Below are 22,194 nucleotides of genomic sequence, written 5' to 3'. Positions count from 1 at the left end.
GCGACTTCACCATCCTTCGTAGACGAAGGTCATCAGGAGTGATCGAAAACAGAGACACAGCGCGTTGGGCGCAGCGCCTGGAATGCTGACCGTGGCAGCGAAGACGCTGCGCGCGGGATTCATTAGTCTAGCGGCCCCGAAACAAGTTATCCACACCCGACTGGTGACAGAGGGGTGTGGATAACTTGAGCGGGGCGTGTCGTTTCGCCTTGCCTGTAACGGCAACAGAAGCGTGTCATGAACATGGCTGACGCTTACGGAAACGAGGGGGCATCATAACAGGGATGTGGGTAAGGTGCGCGGGGGAACAGAGGATAAAGACAGGATGGATCGAGCAGAAGGACGTCAGAAGAGCAGGTCAAGAAAGATCGCTTTAACTACGGCGGAGGTCTTATTGGGGGTACCCAGCTTGTTCATGATGTTTCTGAAATGAAAATTTACTGTGCTCTCGCTAAGCCCCAAGATTTCCGCGATATCGCTGACGGTCTTGCCATCGCCGGTCCAGCATAAGATCTCTCGCTCGCGCAGCGACAGGTTTACGCCAGCGCGATCTTTGACACGCAGCATATTGTAGTGAACCGACGCGGCCAGCCACTGCATATTGATGCTGATATTGGTGAGGTCGGTCAGCGACAGAATGCGCGTGCAGCAGTTGAGGAAAAAACTGCGCGTACCGGTATTGTCGATCGTGGTCTGGGCCCAGCCACTGCGACGACCGAGGCTGCGGTAATCGGAGAGGAATTCCGGCTGCTGTCCCAGTAGCTGGTCGTTTTCATCGCCCTGCCAGCAGATGGGTTGCTGTGTTTCTTCCAACGCCCTAAAGATCGGACTGTCGTTGAACTCGCCGGCTTTCAGGCGGCGATGGCATTCGTCGTCCGTCGTCGTTAGCGCGAACATGTCCCTGCGTGATAGTGGGAAAGGGTTGTAGGCAATCCAGCTGCTATATTCGAGCCCGAGCGAGCGGATGGCGTGCTGCGCGATGTCGAGCACGTCCTGAAGAAGCGATGCCTTCTTCAGCTCGGTCATATAGTTGATTTGCCAATTATTCATATCCCACGATGCTCATTTGTATCGCGATGACTGAAAAGTTCTCCTCACGGTAAAAAAAGGATTCAGTAAGAAACACTGACTGAAAGGTCAGTTTGAGAGAAGAACTGGTGTTTTTTATAGATATTTCGAGTTGAAAGAGTGCCATGTAAAGCACACCCGTCGCAAGTCGGACATGACGGCGTTCACCTTTGGTAGAGTTATGCACATAATAACATGTGCAGTATTACCATATAATAACACGTGACCACAATTATCAAGATAAGAATTTCCCTTATCTATCTTTTTGATTAGGAAAAATAAATTAGGGTGGTAAGCGCACTGAAAGGAAAATGCTTATCTGAGCGCTCGGGTGTATTTATTGGAATAAACCCGTTTTTTTGACCGTTTTTTGCATATTATGCCTTATCTCATTGTATTTCGTGCTGTTACTACACGATAGGTCAGGTGAGTTATAATCAGGTATCATCAGAATTAGCCACGTAATACTGTACTTTAAGACAAGCCAAAATCTCTCACTGATAAAATGTGTAGTTGTTGCTTTGATTAGTTCGCACCTAATCTAGCGCATGTTTGCTACACCCGAATATTAATTACAACGCTCTTCTTACAACATAAGGAGTATATAAAATGGCTGCACTTCCAAGAAATGAACGATTGCTGAATTGGCTCAAAAGCGCGGATAACTCGACGCTGCAAGAAGTCGGGGTCAGCGCCAGTTACCTCCGTCTCATCGCCTACGGCCACAAGCGTCCTTCCGCCAAAGCGGCAGCGCTAATTGAGCGTGCTACCCAAGGCTATGTCAGCCGTCAGTCACTTCGTCAGGATGACTGGAAACTGATCTGGCCGGAACTGGCCTGATTGGCTGGCTCACAGGTTCGGGTTAGCAGGCAGGCCTAGAGGGAATCGATTCCGGCATGTGAATCAGTCCCTCTGGGCGTCGTGGTATGGATTTATTCCCTTCACTGCAAAAAAACTATCCGCGTGGTAAACACGGCTTTATCCGTGCGCGTGACTGTCGGCATCGACGCTTCGTTTGCTCTTCTTCTGCTGGTTTCCGGTTTTCCTGCTGATTCTTGATATGCCCACTGTCAGGTAGCGTGATGTCGAGAACGGCGGAATGCCGTGCGTCAGGCCTGCCTCGTGCAGGATCCGATAATCGTGGGGGAGCCAAAGATGAGAAACGAAAAAGGCCCGGAGCATTGCTCCGGGCCTGAAGATATTGCCATCGAATACGCAAAGGCTTATTCGACGTCTGCCGATTCGAGCGCCTCGTTCTGCTGACGGGCAGCACGGCGGGCACGACGCTCCTCGCGTTCACGCGCACGCGTTTCAAAATAGTGTTCGCCTTTGTAGGCGTCATACTGACCTTCCCACTTTGCGATGACCAGTACCGCCAGCGCGTTACCAATGACGTTCAGCGCTGTACGCGCCATGTCCATCAGTCGGTCGACACCCATAATGAAGGCAATGTCGCTGGTCGGAACGCCGACAGCAGGCAGGGTAGCCATCAGTACGACAAATGACACGCCAGGTACACCCGCAATCCCTTTCGAGGTCAGCATCAGCGTGACCAGTAGTGTGATCTGCTGAGTGATGGTCAGGTCGATACCCGCCATTTGGGCCAGAAACAGGGCAGCGATACTTTGATACAGCGTCGATCCGTCTAGGTTAAATGAGTACCCTGTCGGAATGACGAAGCTACAGATTGCCTTTGGAGCACCGTACTGTTCCATCTTCTGGATGATGCGCGGCAGCACCGATTCAGAGCTTGAGGTGGAATAGGCCAGCAGCAGTTCGTCTTTCAGAATGCGCATCAGCAGGAAGATGTTGAACCCGCACAGCTTCGCAACCCCGCCCAGAATCACGATGGCAAACAGGGCGATGGCGAAGTACACCAGTCCTACCAGTTTGAACAGCGGAATCAGCGAAGACAGGCCGTTGTCACTGACGGTCTTGGTCATTAGTGCGAACACCCCGATGGGGGCATAGCGCATGACCCAGCCCGTCAGCTTAAACATCGCGTCGGCCGTGGCGCGCATGATGTCGAGAAAGACTTCCTTCGGACCCTCTTTAGGCAGCGTGGCCAGTGCCATCGCAAACAGCACCGTGAAGAAGATGATCGCGAGCATGTTGGTGGCAGACATGGACTGGATGATGTTCTCGGGGATCATGCCGAGCACCGTGTTGTAGAAACCATGTCCTTGATGCTGCAGGTGTTCTGCGTTTGCCGCGATGCTGCTCATGTCACCTGCGGTCAGCTTCGTACGGTCGACGCCGACGCCAGGCTTGAAGATGTTGCCAAGGGCAAGACCCACTGCAATGGCAATCGTCGTAATGATTTCAAAATAGATGATCGTCTTGGCACCGATCTTGCCCAGTTTCTTGGCATCGCCCATACCGGCGATCCCGACGATCAGTGATGAAACGACGATGGGGACGACAATCATCTTGATCAGGTGCATGAATATATCGCCCAGCGGGGAGATATAGCCTTTCACCCACGCAGAGCGGTATTCGGCATTGGGCATATAGTGCTGGAGCAGTGCTCCCAGCAGGATACCCAGCGCCAGACCAATCAATATTTGCCACGCAAGTCCTGGGGCCTTGAGCTTTTTCATTATTAAGTTCCTGTTGAAATTTGTGACACGCGTCGGTTGGATCCCTCACAGGGTGGGGACCCTCTGTCCTTGTAATGTGGGGCGAAGGCAAAGCGCTTCGCCGCGGACCGAGGTCGTGTCATAAACACGCATGGAGACATGCCTATGCCAATTCAGGGCACGGCCAAAAAGGCTAACAGCCGAGGTAATGCAATACCTACGTGGTGTGTTGCCGCGTAGGTACTATACCGTTGCGGTGCCACTATTGGCGATAGCCGCTCCGACAAACTTGTGCCGAAATCGATAAGCTGGACGTCAGCCACCACGCATTATGCATGCTGTCGAGAGGCTGACGAGGCCATCAGTACGATCACGCCGGATGACAGTATCAGCGCGATGAATGCCCAGCGTACCCCAACAGCATGGGCTAGAAAACCCAGTATGGATGGGCCCGCCAGCAGTGCTACGTATCCCATCATCGCGACAGACGAGATGGCCGCTGACGAGGTCATCAATGGATTGCTACGGGCAAGGCTCAACAGGCACGGGAACAGCGTCGAAAGACCCAGCCCGGTCATAGCGAAGCCGATCAGCGACAGATAGAGCTGCCCGGTGAACACGGCCATTCCCAGTCCCAGAATGCTTAGCGAACCACCAATCTGCAGTGCCCACTTGGGACCGGCCTTCTCTATCCAGCGATCACCGAACAGGCGCCCGGACGTCATGGCAGCTGCAAAGCAGGTTACGCCGAGTGCCGCGGTAGATTCAGGCGCTTCCAGTGCTTTCAGGAAGACAGAAGCCCAATCGGTCAGCGAGCCTTCGACAAATACCGTCGCCGATGCGATGGCACCCACCAGCCATACTCTGCCGCGAGGAAAGACGAACAACTTGCCGTGCTGACGCTCTGTCTTGGGTGGCGGTTGAATTAGCAGGCGTTTGCTGGACAGTGCTCCTGCCAGCAGCAGTAGGCTGACCAGCGTCAGATGCCACTGAGGAGAAAGCCCCATACGGATTAACAGCCCCGCGAAGGCCCCGCCGATCATCATGCCAAGACTGAACATGCCGTGAAACGATGCCATGATGGAGCGCCGGTAGCGACGTTCTAGTGTCGCTGCCTGATCGTTCATTGCGATGTTCATTAACCCTGTTCCCACGCCGTAGAGAAACAGCGCCCCCGCCAGCATCGCGACGTTTTGTGCCCAGCCAACGGCGAACAGTGACGCGATGATGAAGTAGCTGCCCAGACGTGTCATGCGGCGGCTGCCGAAGCGCGCCACCAGATAGTTCGCCAGAAATACGGAAGTGAGCGTCCCCACTACCGGGCAGAACAACAGCAGACCGATATGACCATCATCCAGCCCGAAGCGCTCTTTCAGTGAAGGCACACGGGTGGTCCAGTTGGTCAGCGCAAGACCTGATAGGGCAAAGAAGAAGGCAATGGAAAGGCGCCGCCACGGCGTCGATGGCGGTGCCGGGAAACCGTCTTCCATGATGTGATGCGATGTAGAGGCTTTGGATGCAGGCATAGCATAAGACCTTTACTGATGGCAGGAGCATCCGGCTCCTGGTGGAAATAGGGAGGCGATGGGCCTTCTTGAGGCCACGAACGCAGCAAAAAAAGGATCAGCCACCCGCAAGTTTCACGGTGTAGCCTTCCTGTTCCAAAAGGCGTTTTACCGTGTCACGGTGATCACCCTGGATTTCGATCACGCCCTCTTTCAGTGCACCGCCACTGCCGCATCGTTTCTTGAGGCGAGCCGTCAGTGCAGCCAGCTCATCGTCTGACAGTGGTACGCCGCTCACCGTCGTGACGCCCTTGCCTTTGCGGCCCGACGTTTCGCGTCGGATGCGCACGATGCCGTCAAGGCGGTTCAGGCGTTCACGTTCTGCTGCTTGGCGTTCGGTTTCGCGGTCATCACCGCGCATGTCGCCCTGTTCTGTAGAGTAGACCAGACGACTCAGAGCGTCCTTGAAGGGAGAAGACATCTGATAGCACCTTGAAAAATGGCTGCCGGTTCGCTCCCTGAACCGTCATCGGTTCAAGGAAAAAAGTAATCCTGTCGGGCAATGGAATCACCCTTCACAAGCGACGGCAAGAGGGCAAAAAGGGGATATACAGGCAAAAAAAAGCCCGCCGAGGGGGAAGAGGCGGGCATAAGCAGGGATATCTTGCAAGGGAACCTGTGAGCGTCTCACCGGTACACCTTCTATGACCTTCGCGGCAGAGGGGAAGTTCCACGGCCCCGGAGGTGAATTCGTTCGCAATTCGCGATGCACACTAACTATATAGGTGCTTTAAAAGGGAAAAGCAAGCTTTGCAGGGTAATTAAATGTTAACCGACATCAGTGCTCACTTACTGTGCAGCTAGTATAACACCTGTGCTAGGGATTGTCTTTCGTTGAAAAAAAGGCAATTAAGGCCGCTAATTATTATTAGGATTGCCGCAGGGGGATGGGCATGGCCGCTCTGTCACGGTACCATGCTCGGCTGCTTCTTCCCATGCTGGAAACGCACGGGCAATATACGCGTTTGGCAGCCTACAGGGACTCTGGGCGTTACCTTCTTCCTTTCCGGTGTAGTATGTGGGCACTGGAACAAGCCAAGATGTAGTAGACAGGATCCGGATATGTCTCAACCAAAACAACTTATGCGGCGCCTCTCGACGCGTCACATCCGCTTTATTGCGCTCGGGTCGGCCATCGGAACCGGTCTTTTCCTCGGCTCTTCTTCCGCCATTCAGGCGGCGGGTCCTGCCGTACTGCTGGCGTACATGATTGCCGGTGCGGCTGTCTTTCTGGTCATGCGTGCTCTGGGGGAAATGGCAGTCCACCGCCCTGTAGCCGGCTCCTTCAGTCAATATGCCTACGATTACCTTGGGCCAATGGCGGGCTTCATCACCGGGTGGACCTATATCTTCGAGATGGTGATCGTACCCATTGCGGACGTGACGGCCATTGGCGGCTACATGGGCTACTGGTTTCCCGGCATTCCGCCGTGGATATGGGTGCTGGGCACGGTACTGCTGATCGCTGCTATCAACCTGATGAGTGTGCGCGTCTTCGGTGAGCTTGAGTTCTGGTTCTCGCTGCTGAAAGTGGTCACGATTCTGGCGCTGATCGCTGTGGGCTTAGGCCTGATCCTGTTCGGCATCGGTAGCAGCGATGGCAAGCCGGTCGGCGTTCATAACCTCTGGGCCTATGAAGGCGGCTTCTTTGCCAAGGGGTGGGATGGCTTGATAATGAGCCTGACCATGGTCATGTTCGCCTTCGGTGGGATCGAGGTGATCGGTACCAGCGCCGGCGAAGCGGGCGATCCTCAGCGTGCCATTCCGCGTGCGATCAACTCTGTGCCGCTGCGCATTCTGGTCTTCTACATCGGGACTATCTTCGTACTGATGTGTATCTACCCGTGGCCCGAGATCGGCAATCATGCTGATGGCACGTCGGCTGCCGCTGAGCTGCACGGCAGTCCGTTCGTCAGCATGTTTGAGTACGTGGGGATCAAGTATGCAGCGTCGCTGCTGAACATCGTGGTGATCACCGCGGCCATTTCCGCCGTCAACAGCGATATCTTTGGTGCGGGGCGCATGATGTACGGCATGGCTGAAAAAGGGCATGCCCCTGAAATCTTCGGTCGTTTGTCCAAGAACGGCGTGCCGTGGGTAACGGTCATCACGCTGATTGTATCGCTGCTGGTGGCAATCGTGCTTAATGCCTTGATTCCAGAGCGCGCCTTCGCGTTGGTAGCGGCGCTTGGTACCTTTGCGACCGTATGGGTGTGGGTCATGATCCTGTTCGCGCAGATGGGCATGCGTCGCAAGCTGTCCCGCGAAGAGATCAAAGCGCTGAAATTCCCTGTTCCAGGCTATCCCGTAGTGCCGATGCTGGCCATCCTGTTTATGCTGCTGACTATCGGTCTGATGACACTGCAGGAAGACACTCGATTGGCGTTGTGCGCAGGGGGCATATGGCTGGTTGCCATCACAGTGATCTACTGGGGCTGCTGCGCTTCCCGTGATAAGAAGGTGCTTGCTGAGAAAGCTCGTCAGCAGGATGTCACTGACGTCTGACGTCTGGCAATGCGACGAAAAAAGCCCGCCTCATTCAGAGGCGGGCTTTTTTAATGGCCGCACGCAAGGTTACTGGCGAGAACCCAGATCTTTGTCGTGGGCTGCCCCCGCGATCTGGCGGGTCAGTTCACGGCACGACACAATCTTGCCCTCTTCCACTTCGAAGTGGGCGAAGACCTCAAATTCGCTTTCAGCCCCGTCATTTTTGATGGCGCGCACAGTGTGATGGGTGTGCACGTCTGCTCCGGAGGCTGCAATCGACAGCAGCGTCAGCTCTAGTCGCTGCGTGACTTCCTTTAGCAATCTGATATGGGCAACGAAGCCTGCGGAATCGAGCGGTTCGCCGTTGACGATCTGGGTGTAGCGTTCTGAGAAGAAGCGTTGGAGCAGGGCTTCATCAAGCGTCGGGCCGCTAAGCACACGCGATAGCGCTTGCTGGACGGTATCGAGAGGGGGCATGGGATAAATTCCTACTCGCGTTATTGGTATTAAAGTTCTACGCGGGTGGGGCGCTATCCGTCAAGGCTGTCATGAGGGAAGGGTGCCCGCGCTGGCTGTTGGCGGGCACCGTTTTCATTCAGATATCAGTGGGTGTGGAACCATGTCTGCAGCTGATGTGTGTCGTGTGTTTTCTGAAGTGCCAGCAGCAGCAGAATGCGGGCTTTGGGCGCATTGAGCGAGTCCGCTACAACGCCTGGCAATTGCGGGTCGGTCGGTGTATTGCCGCTGCCTGTACGGCTGGTGCGCACGATAGTGATGCCTTTGGCGATAGCGCGCTGCATGCCTTCACGGCTGCGGCTGCTGACGGAGCCTGCTCCTGGTCCAGCGAAGACAATGCCGTCAACGTGCTGGGCGATCGCTGCATCGAACAGGAAACCGGGATCATCCTGATAGCCGCTCAGAATGATGACGTTGGGCTGCTTGGACGATGTCATGCCGGCAAAGGCAGAGTGGGTGGTGTGCAGGCGGTCGGGGTGGTAGTCGAAGACGACATCCGGACCGACGATACGCCCCATGTAGCCTTCTTCTGGAGCTTTGAAGGTATCAAGGGCGGTAGTGTTGCTTTTGGTCACGAAGCGCGCTGCGCCGATGCGATCATTCAGGACGACCATAACGCCGCGGCCGCCAGCATTGGGATTGGCGGCTACGCGTACGGCTTCCAGTAGGTTCATCGGGCCGTCAGCAGAAATGGCCGTGGAAGGGCGCATGGAGGCGGTCATGACGACCGGTTTTTCGCTGTTGACGGTTAGGTCGAGGTAATAGGCCGTTTCTTCAATCGTATCAGTACCGTGTGTGATAACAACACCGTCGACGTCGGAGCGTGCCAGCAGTGCGTTGACGCGGGCCGACAGTGCCGCGATCTGCGATGTGCTCATGTCTTCGCTTGCCATGTTGAAGACCTGCTCGCCGCTGACATTAGCAACATGCTTGAGTTCTGGAACGGCCTGAATCAGCTGGTCGACACCGACCACGCCCGCTTTGTATCCCGTGGTCTGCTCACTGGATGCCCCTTGTCCGGCAATGGTGCCACCTGTGGCAAGAATCACGATATGGGGCGGTGTCGCTGCCTCGGCAGTCAGCCATGACAGTGATATGAATAGGGTGAAACAGCAGCTCAGCAGTAGGCGTGCTGATCGTGATAAAGACATGTGTGGGATTCTCCTCTGGCGATGCTTGCTGAGTAAGGCAATAGGCATGCCAGCTATGGTGCTTCTGCGAATCTTTGTGAGGAAACAGAAGCCGCCAACCATGAAATGCCGCTATGGGGAGCGGGCATTCCGCCGAATATCGGCAGCAGCGCGAGGGGCGCACTGTCGTCGAGCCAAGTGAGCAGGTGCTCACTTGAAGCGAAGTTTAATACTCTGCACCAAAAACTGCCGCCACTGATTCGTTTCGTATCGTAACGGTGCAAAAGTCGCTTAGGAGGGGCTGCGGGGTATACATGAGCAGAGCATGAAAGGCGAGAGGTTAGCAGTGCTCTAGATCACATCATTGGGGGAGGCGCTACCGTTCGGTAGGTCTCCCCTCTCTTCAATTACTCGCTGCGTAGGCGGCCGCCCATTTCCTGCGCCAGATCGACGGCAAAGTGGTCTGTCATGCCGCCGATGAAGTCCAGCATGCGGCGATAGCTGTCATACAGAGACCATGTGGCGCGCGGCGTGTTCTCGCCGATCAGTGACAGCACGCGTTGGTGACGGAAGCCCAGAGGCTCGCCTTCTTCTTGCTGATGAAGGGCATAAGCCGCGCCGATGAACGCTTCAAGCAGAATGCCCAGCGTGGTGTAAGCGCCGATTTCCAGCTTGGCCTTGCGTTCATTCTGGAAGATGCGCTGACGTGCCAGTTGCTTAGCGCGGCATACGCCATCGCGCAGGTAAGGTGCGCAGGCGTCAAGCAGATCGCCTTTGAAGTGCCCTTCCAGCAGTGCATTCTCCTGTTCGACGAACACGGCTGCCACGCCGTTGACAGCGCATTCCATCGCTGCGCCGCGCATAGCGGCCACACGTCGACGAGGAGACACCCCGTCTTCTGCCTTGCGGCGTAGGGTTTCCATGAACGCCGCGTCGGCTCTGGGGCCGGCGATCTGCAGCAGGATCTCTTCCACTTCTTCGAAGCGCAGAATGCCCATTTCCATGCCGTCTTCGAGGTCGATCAGCGCGTAGCAGATGTCATCGGCGGCTTCGACCAGATAGGCCAGTGGGTGGCGACACCATTTGCCCCGCTCGCGAGGTATCAGGCCTGTCAGTTCGGCGACGCGCTCAAGCTGCTGTCGCTCGGATTGATAGGTGCCGAACTTGCCTGCGGGCGTGGCGTGATCCACCGTCCACGGATATTTCAGCAGTGCGCCCAGCGTGGCTGCCGATAGCCGCATACCGCCATTGAACTGGCTGTATTCGAGCTGGGTAACGGTGCGGAACCCCTGTGCGTTGCCTTCATAGGTCAGCAGATCGCGGGTTTCTTCTTCACTCAGATGGTCGAAAAGGTGTGGGCTGGTCTTCTGGATGCTGAGGAACCAGTCACGAATGGCGTATTCGCCTGCATGGCCGAACGGCGGGTTGCCGATATCGTGCCCGAGGCAGGCAGCCTGTACGATCACGCCGACATCTGCAGGGGTAATCCAGTCTGGCATGTGATCCGCGAGCTTTTCGGCGACGATCATGCCGAGGCTACGGCCCACGCAGCCCACTTCCAGCGAGTGGCTGAGTCGCGTGTGCACGTGATCGTTCTCGGTCAGTGGGTGCACCTGTGTCTTGCGCCCTAGGCGGCGAAATGCGCCGGAAAAGATGATGCGGTCGTGGTCTTTGTGAAACGGACTGCGGCCCGGTTCCGGCAGGTTGTCATCCGGCCGTTCATGAAGGCGCAGTGGGGTGAGCAGTTGGTGCCAGTTCATCTTCTTCGGCATGAAAGGGTCCTGTCATCATGATCTGAAAGCGGTACCTCCAGCTGTCGGCCGCTTATGGCTACAGTGTACCGTCTGAGTCGCGGACGTGAAGGCATGAATACCGTGCTCGGCGTGTTGACAGATACCTCATGCCAAAAACGACAATAGCCCCGACAAGCGGGGCTGTTGATGCACGCAAGGTGACCTGTTCGGATCAACGTTTGACCGGAACAGCCCCTTTGACGTTGACGTCCAGACGGTACAGACCGTTGGCCGCCGTGACGTACAGTACCGGTTTGTTGGCCTTGTTCACGCCGAACACCATGTTGCCGACGGTGGACGGGAACGTGACGCGCCCCAGACGTTTGCCTTCCGGAGAGTAGACCTGAACGCTGTCGCCGCTGCTGGTCCAGACGTTGCCGTTGACATCGACCTTCATGCCGTCCGGGATGCCCGGGTTGATAACAGCGAAGACGCGGCCATTGCTGAGTTTGCGGTCGGCCGGAGAGATATCGTAAGCGATGATTTGGTGCGCCAGTGCATGGTCGTTGAAGTCATGAGCCAGCTGGCTGTCCGCGACGTACAGCGTGCGTTCATCCGGGCTAAGGGCCAGGCCGTTGGGGGCTTTGACCAGCGGCGTTTCGAGGCGTTCGATCACACCGGTAGCCGGCAGGAAGCGGTAGACGTATTCGCCGTCCTGCTCGACGTTACCGCCGTAGCTTTCCAGCGGGTTCTTGACGCCGAAGGTCGGGTCGGTGAACCAGATGGCGCCGGTGCTATCAATGATCAGGTCGTTCGGGCTGTTGAGCTGCTTGCCTTCGTACTTGTCGATCAGCACTTTCCATTCATTGCCTTCCTGACGCACGATGCCGCGTTTGCCGTGAGATGCCGCCACGATGCGACCTTGCTCATCGACCGCGTGGCCGTTCTGGAAGTCGGACGGTTTCAGCCAGGTAGAGACCTTACCGGCATGCTTGCCGGTTGGCTGCCAGCGCAGCACTTCGTTCTGCTTCACGTCGCTCCAGATCACGCTGCCATCAGGCATGACGATCGGACCTTCGCTCCAAGTGGCCTTGTCGTACAGGCGGGTCAGGTGGGCTTTCGGGCTGACCAGCTCGCGGAAGGCGGGATCGTCATAGGTGATCTGCGCCGGAATTACAGCAGACTGTACGGTCTGGCCGTTGGCCTGCTGCGCATGGGTGGCTTGCTGAGCGTGGCCGTGCTTGGCCGGCGTGGCCATGGCGGCAGAAGAAGCCACCATCATGAGACCTGCCAGCATCAGGCCGGTAGTGCGAGGAGTACGAGACGTCATGTCTACTGTCCTTGTGCATGAGATATCTGCCTGACGGTCGACGACGGTCAGGCAACAGAGTCGAGCAGCCATAGCAGCTACCCGGGTGTTTACTGAAGATACCTCATTGAAGGTGGGCCAACCTGATGTTTACTTCAAGATTTTGCCCGTTATTCACTCTTCCTGATCGTCGTCGCTTCCTGACAGCTCCGGAAGCAGCAGTTTTATCTTGCGTGTCAGCGTGTTGCGGCCCCATCCCAGTACGTTGGCAGCTTCTCCTCGACGGCCGTGCGTATGCTTGAGTGCGGTCTCGATCAGAATGCGTTCGAAGTCGGGCGTCGCGGTTTCCAGCACCTGCGTGTGGCCCTGCGCCAGCATCTGATCGACCCACTGACGGAAGGCATCCTGCCAACTGATCACAGCTGAGCCATTGGGTGTCGGCACCTCGACCGTGGCGTGTTCACTGGGAATCTCGCGCAGTTCGGGGGGCAGGTCGTCGATAAGCACTTCACGCCCCGAGGCCATGACTGTCAACCAGCGGCAGGTGTTCTCCAGCTGGCGCACGTTGCCGGGCCATGGCAAGCGCGACAGGTGATCTTCAGCGGCGGGTGTCAGTACCTTGGGTTCCGTCGCGAGGTCATGTGCGGCCTGTGCCAAGAAGTGGCGGGCTAGGCGCGGAATGTCTTCGCGGCGTTCGGCCAGCAGTGGCAGGCGAATGCGGATGACGTTGAGGCGGTGGAACAGGTCTTCACGGAACTGGCCTTCCGCTACACGGCGTTCGAGGTCTTGGTGAGTGGCGGCGATGATACGGACATTTACCTTCACCGAGACATGCCCGCCGACACGATAGAACTCACCGTCCGACAGCACGCGTAGCAAGCGAGTCTGGGTGTCGGCGGGCATGTCCCCGATTTCATCAAGGAACAGCGTACCGCCATCCGCCTGTTCAAAGCGGCCTCGACGCAGTGCATTAGCACCGGTGAATGCGCCTTTTTCGTGCCCGAACAGTTCGGACTCCATCAGCGCCTTCGGAATGGCCGCCATGTTGAGCGCAACGAACGGGCCGCGCGCGCGTGGGCTATGTTGGTGCAGTGCGCGTGCGACGCGCTCCTTTCCGGTGCCTGATGCGCCATTGATCATGACGGTGATGTTGGAATGTGCCAGACGGCCGATGGCCCTGAACACTTCCTGCATGGCAGGCGCTTCACCAATGATTTCTGGCAGAGCGGTCTCGCCGGATTCGTTCTGTGCCGATGGCGCGGTACTGGCCTGCTCGCGGGCGTGTGCCACAGCACGGCGTACCAGCGATAAGGCCTCGTCAACATCAAACGGCTTAGGCAGATATTCGAAGGCACCGCTCTGATAGGACGCTACGGCGCTATCGAGATCGGAGTGTGCGGTTGTGACGATGACGGGCAACTCGGGGCACAGTTCGCGGGCCTGCACCATCAGATCAAGGCCGTTGGTACCGGGCATGCGGATATCGGTGATCAATACGTCAGGTGCGTGGCGGCGGATGGCGGCCAGCGCTGAGTCAGCTTCTTCGAAGCTAGTCACGCTGAGGTCCGGCTGTGCCAAGCTGTGTTCGAGTACCCACCGGATGGCGCGGTCATCATCGACGATATAGATGCGGGCGGCTTCACTCATGGGCATGTTCCTTATTGATCGTGGGGGCAAAGGACGAAGACGAGGCATCATGCTCACGCTTCATGTCCAGGGGGATCAGTAGCCGGAACTGGGTCAGTCCGGGCTGGCTGTCGCATTCAATGAGTCCCTGGTGCTGATGCATGATCGATTGTGCAATGGACAGGCCAAGTCCGGTGCCTTCGACACGGCCCGACATCATGGGGTAGAACAGCGACTCGCGCAGCGACTCGGGAATGCCCGGGCCGTTGTCCTCGACGGTAATCTCGCAGACTAGTCGATGGCGGTCGTTGAGAATGAACTGACGTCGAGCGCGTGAGCGCAGTGTCAGGCAAGGCTGTGCGATCGCGTTTTCAGCAAGCGCCTGCATGGCGTTGCGGGCCACGTTGAGCACGGCCTGAATAAGCTGGGACTCGTCGCCCAGAATCGGCGGCAGGCTGGGATCGTAATCCTTGATGATCCTCACCTCGGAGAAGCCGGGCGTACTGTCGTTATGCAATAACGCGGCCACTCGCTCCAATACGGCATGAACGTTGAGCGGCCGATGCTGCAATGGGCGGTTCGGCCCCAGCATGCGATCGACGAGATCGCGTAGGCGATCCACTTCTTCGATGATGACCTGGGTGTATTCCTGCTGCGCGGGCGTCAGTTCTCGGGCTAGCAGTTGAGCCGCGCCACGGATGCCGCCCAGCGGGTTCTTGATCTCGTGAGCCATTCCGCGGCTGAGCAGCTTGATGCGTTCCTGACGCGACAGCAGCTCCTCTTCACGCAGAATGCGTACCCAGCGGTCGCGCGACTCCATTTCTAGCAGCACCCGCGTGTTCGACAGCGGGGTGACGGTGTAGTCCATGATGCGCGTTTCGCCGTTGGGCAGCTCGAACGAGGCTTCTCGCTGAGTATAGGGGTGCTGATTGAGCAGCGCCTGTTGCAAGCGGTCCGGCAGCGGCCCGTCTTGACCGGTCACCGTGCTCAGGGGGGTATGAGTGACGCGCGCCAGACTGACGCTCAACAGGTCCTCTGCGGCGGGGTTCATCCACAGCACGTGCTGTCGATCATCCAGCAGAATGACGGCCGTCGAAAGATGATCCAGCAGATAACGGGTGTCGAGCGCATCGGTCATGGCGTACTCATCCTTGGTATGGGGCTGGCACTGTCGCGCAATGTCGGCGGCCAGAGACGGCAACGGTGGCCTGTGGGCCACCGCTGAAAGGGAAGCCCACCCTGTGAGCCTCCCGCGCATGGCGATCACCGCAGTGGTCGCCATGCTTGTAGGAACGTCGTCCCGTTGCGCTACTGGCCTTACAGGCTGTAGTAGAGCGAGTATTCGACGGGGCTCGGTACCATGCGTACTTCGTTGACCTCTTCCATCTTGAGGGCAATGTAGGCGTCGATCATATCGTCGCTGAATACACCACCTTCAGTCAGGAACGCACGGTCAGCGTCGAGTGCTTCCAGTGCCTGTTCGAGGCTGGAGGCAACGGTCGGTACCTGTTTCGCTTCTTCCGGCGGCAGGTCGTACAGGTTCTTGTCGAGTGCTTCGCCCGGGTGGATGCGGTTACGGATACCGTCCAGACCGGCCATCAGCAGCGCAGAGAACGCCAGGTACGGGTTGGCTGTCGGGTCAGGGAAGCGTGTTTCGACGCGTTTCGCCTTCGGGTTAGCCGTGTACGGAATGCGCAGTGATGCAGAGCGGTTACGCGCGCTGTAGGCGAGCATGACCGGTGCTTCGAAACCCGGTACCAGTCGTTTGTACGAGTTGGTGGAGGCGTTAGTGAACGCGTTCAGCGCACGCGCGTGCTTGATGACGCCACCGATGTAGAACAGTGCCGTTTCGGACAGACCTGCGTATTCGTCGCCCGCGAACATGTTTTTGCCGTCTTTCCAGAACGACTGGTGAACGTGCATGCCAGAGCCGTTGTCGCCTGCCATCGGTTTCGGCATGAACGTAGCCGTTTTGCCATACGCGTGGGCCACGTTGTGGATCACGTACTTCATGGTCTGCACTTCGTCGGCTTTCTTAACCAGCGTGTTGAATTTCACACCGATTTCGTTCTGGCCAGCGTTTGCCACTTCGTGGTGGTGCACTTCGACGTCCTGACCAACGGCTTCCAGCGTGTTACACATGGCAGCACGCAGATCATGGAAGGAGTCGACCGGGGGAACCGGGAAGTAGCCACCTTTGACGCGCGGGCGGTGACCCATGTTGCCGCCTTCGAAGCTTTCGCTGGTGGCCCATGCGCCTTCTTCAGAGTTGATTTTGAAGAAAGAGCCGTTCATTTCGTTGCCGAACTTCACTTCATCGAAAACGAAGAATTCTGGTTCCGGGCCGAAGAATGCGGTGTCGCCCAGGCCTGTGCTTTTCAGATAGGCTTCGGCGCGCTTGGCGATGGAGCGCGGGTCACGGTCGTAGCCCTGCATGGTCGCTGGCTCAATGATGTCGCAGCGCAGGACCAGTGTCGGGTCTTCGGTGAACGGATCCACATAGGCAGTGCCGTCTTCCGGCATCAGAATCATGTCGGATTCATTGATGCCTTTCCAGCCGCCGATGGAGGAGCCATCGAACATCTGACCGGTTTCGAAGAACTCTTCGTCGACAGTGCGCGCCGGAATGGAAACGTGCTGTTCCTTACCTTTGGTGTCGGTGAAGCGAAGGTCGACCCACTTGATGTCGTGTTCCTTGATGAGGGCCAGCGTGTTGTCTGCCATGTGTGATCTCCAGTAGTTCCCGCTGCGGGTACGCTTGCGATGATGGTGCCGAGATCTGCTGTGACTATCTGTTATGACGACAGGCGCAGACCTTCGGGTCGGCATTGACGCATTAAGTAATGCACGGAGCGTGCCAAATATAGTGCTTGGTCGGCTCGATACTGGTGCACAGCGTCATTTCAAAGGAACATCAGAGTTATCTGTAGGCACAAATGGCTGTTTTAGCCACTTTATTGCACTCGGCTGGCGCATATGGGTATGGATATGCACCAACAAAGTGCCTTGCACCTTCCTGTAATATGCATTGCACCGTTGTGGTGCGCAAGGTAAAGCGTAGAGAACGTATCGCGGGCTAAGGTGGGTGTCCTTGGCAGGGTAAGCCCGTTATGATGAACCGCCCAATCGACAACAACAGGCCGTCAGGTCATCGACCGTGCTAGGTGGTCGGAAGCCTGCCGTACAAAGGATCTCGCTGCATGGGTATCGCCCTTTCCAATTTGCTGCCACTGTGCGTGTCGCTGCTGGCCGGCTTTGGTCTCTATCGCTTCAACTGGTCGTTTCTGCGTACCCATATCGATACTGTTGCCAGCGTCAGCATGTACGTGCTGATGATGTTCATGGGGATTTCGATCGGTCAGATTGACGGCTTCTTCGACATGTTAGTGGGGGTCGGGCTGACCGCGCTGGCTATTGCGGTAGCCACTACAGCTGGGGCCATGGCGGTCATTTGGGGCGTGATGTACTGGCCCCAGCGCGGTCGCCCGCCGCTTCCGGTGGCACCGACGACGATGGCAACCGCTGGCATAGAGGCTGTGACGCCTCCTGGCCGTCTGCTGCATCATTTGGCGGCCCCATTGAAGATGATCGGCATGGTGGCCGTTGGCTTTGTGTTGGCGTGGGCGCACTGGTTGCCTAAGGCGCCGTATGAACACGCAGCAACGGCGCTGCTTTACGTCATGACCTGCGCTATCGGTTTCCAGTTAGCGATGAGCAATGTGCGCTTCAAAGAGCTGATCGCCAACCGTCGTGGACTGAAGATTGCGCTGTGCGTCTTCGTCGGGACTTATCTGGGCGCACTGATTGTGGCACCGCTGCTGTCGCTGCCCCTGCGCGGTACAGTAGGGGCGGCTTCGGGTTTTGGTTGGGCTTCGCTGTCCGGCATCCTGTTTTCCCGCTTGGGTGAACCCGTTGTGGGGTCGATCGCCTTCCTCACCGATATGTTTCGTGAAGCGCTGGCGCTTATCCTAATACCGCTTTTGAGCCATCGTCAGCGCGGAAAGATGGCGATCGGTGCCTGTGCTGCCACCTGCATGGATGTGACGCTGCCCGTGATCGAACGCCATAACCCCGATCGCCGTGACGTGACCGCAGCGTTCGTTAGCGGCAGCCTGTTGTCGTTTGCCGTGCCGTTCTTGATTCCGCTGACGGTGGTGTGAGTTATCCACACCCGGTTTTGTACCGGGGTTCTGGCTTATCGACGCCTTTGCTTTTTCATACCGTGCAGAGACAAGAACGCGACCATCAAGGTCGCGTTCTTGTTTTTATGAAGGTAGTGATGTTTTCGCTACCTTTCTGTGCGAGGCCCGGGACCTTATTCACCCGGTGTGTGGTGATGCGTATTCAAGCTGGGGTGCTTCGCTTTATTTTCCTGGGCCACGCTTTGGCGTTTATCTTCTTTGCCCGTCGATCTGGCCGTACGTTTGGGGCCTGATGTGATACCCATCGTGATCTCCTTCTGTATGGCATGTGCATGTAGAGTGCCCGTGCTTATTGAAGGGTTTCTATTCAATGGATATAGCGCACGCAGGTATCAGCTGCCTGCTATAACGGCCTTCGGCGCGATCATCGTCATTGGATCGAGCAGTCGATCCAGTTCCTGTGCGCCCAGCAGCTGCTGCTCTAGCACCACTTCCCGCACGCTTTTTCCCGTAGCCAGACACGCCTGTCCGATCAGGTCACCCGCATGGTGGCCCAGTACCGGGTTGAGGCAGGTCACCATACCGACAGACCCCATGACATAGTCACGGCAGATGCTGGCATTGGCCGTAATGCCGTCGATGCAACGTTCGACCAGCGTGTCGATACCGTTGGTCAGCAGTGAAATGGACTCCAGCATTGACTGGACAATGACTGGCTCCATGACGTTCAGCTGCAGCTGGCCCGCTTCGGCGGCCATCACTATGCAGGTATCGTTGCCGATCACCTTAAAGCAGACCTGATTCACTACTTCTGGAATGACGGGATTGACCTTGGCGGGCATGATCGAGGATCCCGCCTGGCGCTGGGGCAGATTGATCTCGTTGAGGCCCGCGCGTGGCCCAGACGACAGCAGACGCAGGTCGTTGCAGATCTTCGACAGCCGTGTCGCCAGACGGCGCAGTCCGTTGGACAGCGTGACGTAGGCGCCGCAGTCCGAAGTGGCTGCGATGCGGTCTTTGACCGGTTTCAGGGGCAGGTCAGTCAGCTCGGCAAGCGTGCGGATAACGGCGTCGCCGTAGCCCGCGTCGGTGTTGACACCGGTGCCAATGGCCGTGCCGCCTAGGTGCATCATCAACAGAGGCTGCTTGTCATGCGCCAGCTGACGGATTTCATCGTCGATGAGGCTGGCGAAGGCTTTGAACTCCTGCCCCAACGTCATCGGAACGGCATCCTGTAGCTGGGTGCGCCCCATCTTGATCACCTTACTGAATTCGGTGCCTTTGTGTGCCAGCGCTTTCTTCAGGCGCTGTAGGGCTGGTAATAGCTTGTCCTGCACGTCTTGATAGAACGCTAGTCGGAAGCCTGTCGGGTAGACATCGTTGGTCGACTGGCCGCGGTTGACGTGGTCGTTGGGGCTAAGGAACTGATAGTCGCCTTTGGCGCGCCCCAAGCGTTCGAGGGCAACGTTGGCTACTACCTCATTGACGTTCATGTTGGTCGAGGTGCCAGCACCACCTTGAAATAGGTCAATGGGGAACTGGTCTAGGAAACGGTCGTGCAGCAGGATGTCATCGCAGGCCTTGACGATGGCATCGGCCAGACCGGGTGGCATAGAGCCTCGTTGTCGATGCGTCAGCGCAGCGGCTTTCTTGACGACCACCAGCCCCTTGATGAGGGACGGGTAGCGGTTCAGCGGGGTGGCGCTGATGGCAAAGTTCTCACAGGCGCGGAGGGTGTGAATGCCGTAGTAGCAGCGGTCGTCGATCTCACGCGTGCCGATGAAGTCTTCTTCCTGACGCATGGTAGTAGACACGATCTTTCGTCTCCTGGGCTATTCCAGTTCATTGGATATGCAGTTGCTCTATCTGGAAGGCTTTTGGCCCGACTCAGCGCATTGATAGGACGCGACCAGATGTTGCCAGAAAGGTAGTGCAAACCCTGTGCCATATGCGGTGTCTGTTCGATATGTGCTTTTATATCAGTAGGATGAAGGGTGTTTCTTTAAGGAGTAATGCTGTGGGATGTTCAAAATGGTGCAGCGGGGGGGCGATGTTTCGGCTGGTAAACGAAGAAGCGGCCCATACCTTCCTTGATATGGGCCACTTCGGAGCGCGCTGGGAGGGCTTCCTGCCCGCGGGCGCTGTAGGGTGAGGCACCGAGTGCATGGCAAGGCGACAGGGGAGCCCCTTTCCATGTACGCCGTCAGGGCCGCCGCTGGACGCTCATCGTGACCGTCGTGCAGACCTTGCCGGCCGAGCCGCTTGACTCATCGTGCCTCGAAGGACAGTACCTTATGCGACAAACCGCCTCGGTACTGGTACCACTATCAGAGTGTCAGAGCATTACCGTCAAGAAAATAATGAAGGGCTAACACCAAGGTATAGGTAGGCGCAGGCCCCGTCATTCTGAGCTTTTCGCCAACATGCTGATCGTTAAGGCCTTGGCAGTATAGTTCAGGATCATGGCCGTAGCGGGATGCCGCAAAGGATGTATGACGGTGGGGTGAGAGCAGCAGGTCATTGCAAAGAAAAGCCCCCGGACGGTAATCGGTCCAGGGGCATCGGTATAACGGACGTGGCGCTTAGCGGCCGAGGCGGCGCAGCGGCATGCCTTTCATCAGATTGCCTTCGATCTCTTCAAGCTGAACCCCTTTGGTTTCGGGGATGAGCAGGAAGGTCAGGACGAAGAATACGGCGTTGGCAGCGGCCAGCAGCGCGAAGGTGAGCGGACCACCCAAGGCATCCAGTACGACCAAGAAGTAGGCCGCAATCACCATGTTGGAAATCCAGTTGGCGATGGTGGAGCAACCCAGACCGAAGTCGCGGCCCTGTGTCGGCTGGATTTCAGCACACAGTGCCCAAGCCAGCGGCCCGATCGACATGGCGAACCCAACAATGAAGACCAGCACGGCCAGTACGGCGATGATCTGCAGTGCGAAGTTGAAGGCGGTGACGTACAAAATGGCGCCCAGTACGGCCATGCTGATAGCCATGATGGCAAAACCGGCGTACAGAATCGGTTTGCGGCCCCAGCGGTCAGCGAAGGCAACAGCGACGATGGTGGCCAGCAGGTTGACGACACCTACGGCAACGGTGCTCCACAGCTGTGCAGTTGTGCCGTGGAAGTTCGCCATTTCGAAGATCTTCGGCGCGTAGTAGATAACGATGTTGATCCCGGCGAACTGCTGCATGGCCTGAATCAGGATACCCAGCAGTACCGAACGGCGGAAGTTGCCGTTACGCAGGAAGAAAGCACCGCCTTTTACTTTCGGTCCGGACTGGCGTTCAAGTGCAGTACGGATGCCGCTCATTTCGCGTGCGGCCGCAGCATCGGAACCGGTCAGGCGTTTCAGTGTGGCTTCGGCAGCGTCCATGGCACCGCGAGAAGCCATCCAGCGCGGACTTTCCGCCAAGAACAGCACACCGATGACCATCAGGGCAGCCGGAATCATAGTAACGCCCAGCATGGCAGCCCAGTTGCCCGCGCTGCTGAAGGCTAAGTTGATAAGGTAAGCGACCAGAATCCCGATGGTGATCATCAGCTGGAAGCAGGCGATGACCGTCCCGCGGATATGCTGAGGAGCCACTTCAGACAGGTAGAGCGGTACAACGAAGGACACGATACCGATAGCGAGGCCAAGCAGCACACGTGCGACGATGAGCATCTCGATGCTGTTAGCCATGCAGGCCAGCAAAGCGCCGATGAAGAACAGCAGACCGCCAAGCAGAATAGGGCGTTTGCGGCCCAGTGCGTTGGAGATTGTACTGGCGCTCAATGTCCCGATCGTGGCACCCGCCAGCATCGCACCGATGACCCAGCCTTCCTGTACCGTGGTAGGGTGAAACTCTTCGTGAATGAATTTGATCGCCCCGGTCATGATGCCGGCATGCAAACCAAACAGTAACCCGCCTGCGGCAGCTGTGATGCAGCTGAGCCAGACAAGCAGGGGAATGTGTGGTTTCTCTGTTCCTTGAGGTATGGCAGTGTGTTCTGCATTGATGCTCATGAGAGCTCTCCCGTAACGAACGGTAGCGTGTA

17 protein-coding genes are annotated in these 22,194 nt (G+C 57.2%); 4 read left to right on the top strand and 13 right to left on the bottom strand.

The features are described 5' to 3' along the window. Positions 1-345: 345 nt before the first annotated feature. Positions 346-1,050 carry a helix-turn-helix transcriptional regulator gene (locus tag ZBT109_RS14150; RefSeq protein WP_051523622.1) on the bottom strand — a complete coding sequence of 235 codons (705 nt, stop codon included), beginning with the start codon at positions 1,048-1,050 and terminating at the stop codon, positions 346-348. Positions 1,051-1,677: 627 nt separating this feature from the next. On the opposite strand from ZBT109_RS14150, the gene ZBT109_RS13440 reads away from it, so the two are divergent. Continuing rightward, positions 1,678-1,908, top strand: a complete 231-nt coding sequence (locus ZBT109_RS13440; RefSeq protein WP_027704351.1) for a transcriptional regulator — start codon at positions 1,678-1,680, stop codon at positions 1,906-1,908. A 383-nt stretch (positions 1,909-2,291) separates the two neighbouring features. On the opposite strand, the gene gltP is transcribed toward ZBT109_RS13440, so the two are convergent. From gltP to yciH, 3 genes are all read right to left on the bottom strand, one after another. Next, positions 2,292-3,668 carry a glutamate/aspartate:proton symporter GltP gene (gene gltP, locus ZBT109_RS13435; RefSeq protein ID WP_084261692.1) on the bottom strand — a complete coding sequence of 459 codons (1,377 nt, stop codon included), beginning with the start codon at positions 3,666-3,668 and terminating at the stop codon, positions 2,292-2,294. Positions 3,669-3,976: 308 nt separating this feature from the next. Next, positions 3,977-5,173, bottom strand: a complete 1,197-nt coding sequence (locus ZBT109_RS13430) for an MFS transporter (RefSeq protein WP_027704350.1) — start codon at positions 5,171-5,173, stop codon at positions 3,977-3,979. 97 nt (positions 5,174-5,270) lie between these two features. Then, entirely contained in the window at positions 5,271-5,633 is a 363-nt protein-coding gene (gene yciH, locus ZBT109_RS13425) for a stress response translation initiation inhibitor YciH (protein ID WP_027704349.1), read from the bottom strand. Between the two features lie 641 nt (positions 5,634-6,274). Between yciH and ZBT109_RS13420 the strand changes: the two genes are divergently transcribed. Then, a complete protein-coding gene (locus ZBT109_RS13420; RefSeq protein WP_027704348.1) occupies positions 6,275-7,717 on the top strand; it encodes an amino acid permease in 1,443 nt (480 codons plus the stop codon). Positions 7,718-7,786: 69 nt separating this feature from the next. On the opposite strand, the gene ZBT109_RS13415 is transcribed toward ZBT109_RS13420, so the two are convergent. The 7 genes from ZBT109_RS13415 to glnA form a co-directional block, all read right to left on the bottom strand. Further along, positions 7,787-8,176: a nuclear transport factor 2 family protein gene (locus ZBT109_RS13415; RefSeq protein WP_027704347.1), complete on the bottom strand. Its 390-nt coding sequence runs from the start codon at positions 8,174-8,176 to the stop codon at positions 7,787-7,789. Between the two features lie 125 nt (positions 8,177-8,301). After that, entirely contained in the window at positions 8,302-9,366 is a 1,065-nt protein-coding gene (locus tag ZBT109_RS13410) for an asparaginase (RefSeq protein WP_084261691.1), read from the bottom strand. Positions 9,367-9,752: 386 nt separating this feature from the next. Further along, positions 9,753-11,117 (bottom strand): deoxyguanosinetriphosphate triphosphohydrolase, encoded by a 1,365-nt coding sequence (locus ZBT109_RS13405; protein ID WP_038277524.1) that lies wholly within the window; start codon positions 11,115-11,117, stop codon positions 9,753-9,755. Positions 11,118-11,310: 193 nt separating this feature from the next. Continuing rightward, positions 11,311-12,408 (bottom strand): SMP-30/gluconolactonase/LRE family protein, encoded by a 1,098-nt coding sequence (locus tag ZBT109_RS13400; RefSeq protein ID WP_038277522.1) that lies wholly within the window; start codon positions 12,406-12,408, stop codon positions 11,311-11,313. 153 nt (positions 12,409-12,561) lie between these two features. After that, positions 12,562-14,034: a nitrogen regulation protein NR(I) gene (gene ntrC, locus ZBT109_RS13395; RefSeq protein ID WP_027704343.1), complete on the bottom strand. Its 1,473-nt coding sequence runs from the start codon at positions 14,032-14,034 to the stop codon at positions 12,562-12,564. Continuing rightward, positions 14,027-15,151, bottom strand: a complete 1,125-nt coding sequence (gene glnL, locus ZBT109_RS13390) for a nitrogen regulation protein NR(II) (RefSeq protein WP_051523621.1) — start codon at positions 15,149-15,151, stop codon at positions 14,027-14,029. Before glnL ends, ntrC begins: the two co-directional genes overlap by 8 nt. A gap of 179 nt (positions 15,152-15,330) precedes the next feature. Next, positions 15,331-16,737 carry a glutamate--ammonia ligase gene (gene glnA / locus ZBT109_RS13385; RefSeq protein ID WP_027704342.1) on the bottom strand — a complete coding sequence of 469 codons (1,407 nt, stop codon included), beginning with the start codon at positions 16,735-16,737 and terminating at the stop codon, positions 15,331-15,333. Positions 16,738-17,213: 476 nt separating this feature from the next. On the opposite strand from glnA, the gene ZBT109_RS13380 reads away from it, so the two are divergent. Further along, entirely contained in the window at positions 17,214-18,173 is a 960-nt protein-coding gene (locus ZBT109_RS13380; protein WP_051523620.1) for a lysine exporter LysO family protein, read from the top strand. A 374-nt stretch (positions 18,174-18,547) separates the two neighbouring features. On the opposite strand, the gene aspA is transcribed toward ZBT109_RS13380, so the two are convergent. After that, positions 18,548-19,969, bottom strand: a complete 1,422-nt coding sequence (gene aspA, locus ZBT109_RS13375; protein ID WP_084261690.1) for an aspartate ammonia-lyase — start codon at positions 19,967-19,969, stop codon at positions 18,548-18,550. A 203-nt stretch (positions 19,970-20,172) separates the two neighbouring features. Here aspA and ZBT109_RS14145 point away from each other — a divergent pair, with 203 nt between their 5' ends. Continuing rightward, positions 20,173-20,307 (top strand): hypothetical protein, encoded by a 135-nt coding sequence (locus ZBT109_RS14145; protein WP_267878422.1) that lies wholly within the window; start codon positions 20,173-20,175, stop codon positions 20,305-20,307. 430 nt (positions 20,308-20,737) lie between these two features. Here the strand turns inward: ZBT109_RS14145 and ZBT109_RS13370 are convergent, their stop codons facing one another. Beyond that, positions 20,738-22,162, bottom strand: coding sequence for a sugar porter family MFS transporter (locus tag ZBT109_RS13370; protein WP_084261689.1), 1,425 nt, complete (start codon positions 22,160-22,162; stop codon positions 20,738-20,740). Positions 22,163-22,194: the final 32 nt, after the last annotated feature.

The organism is Zymobacter palmae (genome assembly GCF_003610015.1).
Taxonomy (GTDB): Bacteria; Pseudomonadota; Gammaproteobacteria; order Pseudomonadales; family Halomonadaceae; genus Zymobacter; species Zymobacter palmae.
Note: the sequence above shows the minus strand (reverse complement) of the source record. Positions and strands in the feature narration are given on the sequence as shown.